Consider the following 4,454-nt stretch of genomic DNA (forward strand, 5'->3'; position numbering starts at 1 on the left):
CCGTTCCAGCACCTGCTCGCGTGCCACTGCCAGAATGTCGCTCACTCGCCAGCCCTATCTGTCGCCCACTTGAACACCGTTCAGGTTAGGGTACCGGTGTGCAGCTCCACAAACGTGACGTGGTCGACGCGGCGACGGCGCTGCTGGACGACTACGGCATCGCCGACCTTTCGATGCGGCGGCTGGCCCGCGAGCTGGCCGTCACCCCCGGTGCACTGTATTGGCACTTCGCCAACAAGCAGCAGCTCCTCGGGGCGGTCGCCGACCGCATCCTGGAGCCGGTGCGCGGGGAGCCGGGCGACTGGAGTGCCCGCATCGTCGGCATCTGCGGCCGGCTCCGCGATGCGTTGCTGTCACACACCGACGCCGCCGAGCTGGTGTCGGCCAGTTTCGCCGCCGGCCAGTCGGAGGTGATGGGCGACGTTCTCGCCGAGCTCGGCGCTGCCGCGGCCGAAGCCGGTGTGACAGCGGCGAATGCGGAGCTGGCCGCCCGCTCCGTCGTCTACTACGTGCTCGGCTTCACCGCCGACGAGCAGTCCCGGATGCAGTGGGACGCAGCGGGTGCCGACGTCTCCTCGACCGTCTGGACCCAGAACCCCAGCGCCCGGTTCGCGTTCGGCCTGAGCCTGCTCGTCGACGGGATCGCCGCACACAGCCGCGCCGACGTGTGACCGGTCAGCCGATCGGGTGCACGACCTTCGTGTTGCCGTCCCAGTGCCGTAACCCCGTGATGCGACCGCGGATCTCGGCGCCCACCGGTAACGCCAACGCCTGCGGCAACTGATCGGGCGGCATCCGCCCCGCCAGCGTGACGTGTGGTGTCCACTGTCCCGGTTCGGTGTGCGTAAGAGGACCGTCCGGCATGTGCGCCAGACAGATCCGGTGGACGTCCGCCTGCAGGTCCAGTAGTTCGGTGGAGGGCACCACCAGGCGGACCAGCGTGATCGAGCGGACGCCGAACACCATCGGCGCCCCGATCCGGCAGTCCAACGGCAACCGCGCCAGGGCCGGCCGCAGGGCGCCGTCGACGGTGTCGGCCATCTGTTCGGCGACGGTGACGGTGATGTGGGGGCGGTTGCTGGGCGACCGGTGGGCGGCCTGGCTGCGAATGCCGAGCGCCAGCATGTCGTGCCAGATGCGCTCGACTGCCGCCTCGGTCTCGGCGTCGAACAACATCTCCACCGAGTGCACCATCAGCCGACCAGGCTCCGGACCCAGGATCGGTCGAACGCCGCCGCGCTGACGGACTCGAATCGCTGCGCCGTCAACGACCCGGCGCCGTCCGGCAGCACCGCCCGCACCGGCGCCAGCCGCGGCAGCGCGTCCCGGTTACCGACCTCGGCCACGCCCGGCTCAGCCGGCCACGCACCGATCACCAGACCCGCGACGGCGATCCGCCTGGCGGCCAGGGCCTCCAGCGTCAGCGCCGTGTGATTGAGGGTGCCGAGACCCGGAGCGACGACCGTCAGAACCGGCGCGCCGAGATCGGCCGCGATATCGCGCAGCGTCACCCCGTCGGCACCGATCTGGACCAGCAGACCGCCGGCACCTTCGACGAGGGTGAGCCTGCCGGGCCGGTCGACGGCGGTGACCATGTCGACGAGCGCCGTTCTGCTCGGTAGTGCCGAGCCGACCCGCGCAGCAGCTGCCTGTGGCGCCAGCGGCTCGGGAAACTTTGCCAGAGAATACAATTCGAGCGCCCCGGACAGCCGGGCCACCTCGGCGAGATCATCGTCGCCGTCCTGGGTTCCGGTCTGCACCGGCTTGCACACCGCGACGTCGACCCCGGCGGACCTGGCGTGGCAGGCCAGAGCCGCGGTGGCGATGGTCTTGCCGACGCCGGTCCCGGTTCCGGTGACGACGAGGACGCTCACGCCGGTGACAACACGTCGGTGAGCACGGCGCGCGCCAACACCATCTCGTCGTCGGTCAGCGAGGCGCGCGCGGTCAACCGCAACCGGGAGGTGCCCGCGGGCACCGTGGGGGGCCGGAAGCACCCGACCCGCACTCCGCGCTCCAGGCATGCGGCGGCGGCGGCCAGCGCGATCTCCGGTTCGCCGAGGATCACCGACACCACGGCCGAGGACGGAACCTCGCCGACACCGCATATCGACGCCAGGGCCGCGGCCTGGTCGAGCACCCGCTGCGCACGCCACGGTTCGTCGACGAGCACCTGTAACGCGGCGTGTGCGGCGCCGACGGCCGCGGGTGCCAGCCCGGTGTCGAAGATGAACGGCCGAGCGGCATCGATCAGGTGGTCGCGAACAGCCACGGGACCCAGCACCACGCCGCCCTGGCTGCCGAGGGCCTTGGACAGCGTCGTCGTCATCACCACGTCCGGTGCGCCGGCCAGGCCCTGCTCATGGAGCAGGCCACGGCCACCGTCCCCGCGCACCCCCAGGCCGTGGGCTTCGTCGACGATCAGCAGCGCTCCGCGTCGCCTGCACACCTCGTGCAGCGCCCGCAGCGGCGCCAGCACGCCGTCGGCGGAGAAGACCGAGTCGGTCACCACGACCGCGCGCTCCTCGGTGCGTGCGGCCAACGCGGCGTCCACCGCGGACACGTCGGCGTGCTGGGTAACCACGACCCGAGCCCGCGACAACCGGCACGCGTCGACCAAGGAGGCGTGGGACAGCGCATCGGACACCAGCAGCGACCCCGGCCCGGACAACCCCACCACCGCTCCGAGGTTGGCGGTGTACCCGGAGGAGAACACCAGGGCCGAGGCGGCGCCGACGAACTCCGCCAGCGCGTTCTCGAAGCTCTCGTGGAGTTCGGTGTTGCCGGTGACCAGCCGGGACCCGGTCGACCCGGCACCCCAGGTGCGCAGCGCGGCCACGCCGCCGTCGAGCACCCGAGGGTGCTGGGAGAGCCCCAGATAGTCGTTGGAGGCCAGATCCAGCTCGGCGCCGACCGGAGGCCGGGCACGCAGCGAGCGTCGCAACCCGGCCGCACGGCGCCGCGTCTCGACCTCGTCGAGCCAGGCCAGCGGGGACAGACCGACGCGGGTCACAGGCGCTCCTCTCTGACTTGAACACGTCGGCGAGCCGACAAATTGAACACGTCGGCGAGCCGACAATTGAACACCGTTCAGGTTAGAGCACGCGCGACACCGACCATCGCCGAGGTGATCTGATCGACCTCGGCGGTGCTGCAGATATACGGCGGCATCACATAGATCAGGTTTCGGAACGGCCGCAGCCACACGCCGTGCTCGATGGCGGCCGGGGTGGCGATGCGCAGGTCCACCGACCGGTCCAGCTCGAGCACCCCGATCGCGCCGAGGACCCGCACGTCGACGACGTTGGGGAGCGTCGCCGCCTCGGACAGTCCGTCGGTCAGCCCGGTCTCGATAGCGCGGACCTGCGACTGCCAGACGCCGGACATCAACAACTCCACCGAGGCCACACTCACCGCGCACGCCAGTGCGTTGGCCATGAACGTGGGACCGTGCATCAGCGCCCCCGGCGGGTTGGAGCTGATCGTGTCGGCGACCAGCCGGGTGCACAGCGTCGCGGCCAGGGTCAGGTAACCGCCGGTGAGAGCCTTGCCGACGCACATGATGTCAGGGCTGACGCCGGCGTGGTCGGCAGCGAACATCACCCCGGTACGGCCGAATCCGGTGGCGATCTCGTCGAAGATCAGCAGCACGCCGTGCTCGTCGCAGGCCCGTCGCAGGTCGACCAGATAGCGCGGGTCGTGGAATCGCATACCGCCGGCGCCCTGCACCACCGGTTCGACGATGACCGCCGCGAGTTCGTCGGCGTGTTCGGCGAGCTGCCGGGAAAAGGCGGCGCTGTAACCGGGGTCGTAGGCAGACGGCACCGGCGGGGCGAACACCTGGTCTGCCAGTAGCGAGTTCTGCCCGGTCCACAGTTCGTGCATGCCGCCCTGCGGATCGCACACACTCATCGGTGTGAAGGTGTCACCGTGATAGCCGCCGCGCCACGTCATCAGCCGTCGTTTGTCCCCGCGGCCGGTGCTGCGCCAGAACTGCAGCGCCATCTTGACCGCGACCTCGACCGACACCGAGCCGGAGTCGCTGAAGAACACCGTCTCCAGACCCTGCGGTGTGACCTCCACCAGCAGCTCTGCCAGCCGGGCGGCCGGCTCGTGGGTGAGCCCGCCGAACATCACGTGGTTCATCGTCGCGAGTTGCCGGCTGATCGCGGCGTCGAGAACCGGATGACCGTGGCCGTGCACCGCGGTCCACCACGACGCCATCGCGTCGAGCACCTCGACAGGTCGGTTCTGGTGGATCAGGGTCAGCCAGGCGCCGCGCGCACCCACCGCCACCATCGGGGCCAGCGCGTCGGCCCCGATTGGACTGTAGGGATGCCAGATGTGGGCGGCATCAACAGCGCTGATCTCGGCAGGCGTCATCGCAGGCACCTTCGGTAGATTAGCCGTCGACCATGATGACCCTCGCCCCCGCCCGGCCGGCGCCCGCGACC

General features: G+C 70.5%; 5 protein-coding genes. 1 reads left to right on the plus strand and 4 read right to left on the minus strand.

What is annotated here, in order from left to right; genetic code table 11:
- Positions 1 to 98: 98 nt before the first annotated feature.
- Positions 99 to 671: a TetR/AcrR family transcriptional regulator gene (locus WA944_RS16330; RefSeq protein WP_526375429.1), complete on the plus strand. Its 573-nt coding sequence runs from the start codon at positions 99 to 101 to the stop codon at positions 669 to 671.
- Between the two features lie 4 nt (positions 672 to 675).
- Here WA944_RS16330 and WA944_RS16335 read toward each other — a convergent pair whose 3' ends face one another.
- The 4 genes from WA944_RS16335 to bioA all read right to left on the minus strand — a co-directional run bounded on the left by WA944_RS16335 (position 676) and on the right by bioA (position 4,392).
- Positions 676 to 1,194, minus strand: coding sequence for a 2'-5' RNA ligase family protein (locus WA944_RS16335; protein ID WP_526375431.1), 519 nt, complete (start codon positions 1,192 to 1,194; stop codon positions 676 to 678).
- The gene (bioD, locus tag WA944_RS16340; RefSeq protein WP_526375433.1) at positions 1,194 to 1,874 is read right to left on the minus strand and encodes a dethiobiotin synthase; all 681 of its coding nucleotides are present in this window, start codon (positions 1,872 to 1,874) and stop codon (positions 1,194 to 1,196) included. The genes WA944_RS16335 and bioD overlap by 1 nt, the downstream gene beginning before the upstream one ends.
- A complete protein-coding gene (bioF, locus tag WA944_RS16345; RefSeq protein WP_526610049.1) occupies positions 1,871 to 3,013 on the minus strand; it encodes an 8-amino-7-oxononanoate synthase in 1,143 nt (380 codons plus the stop codon). Before bioF ends, bioD begins: the two co-directional genes overlap by 4 nt.
- A gap of 77 nt (positions 3,014 to 3,090) precedes the next feature.
- Positions 3,091 to 4,392 carry an adenosylmethionine--8-amino-7-oxononanoate transaminase gene (gene bioA / locus WA944_RS16350; RefSeq protein ID WP_526370512.1) on the minus strand — a complete coding sequence of 434 codons (1,302 nt, stop codon included), beginning with the start codon at positions 4,390 to 4,392 and terminating at the stop codon, positions 3,091 to 3,093.
- Positions 4,393 to 4,454 lie beyond the last annotated feature (62 nt).

The organism is Mycobacterium sp., assembly GCF_049683355.1.
Lineage (GTDB): Bacteria > Actinomycetota > Actinomycetes > Mycobacteriales > Mycobacteriaceae > Mycobacterium.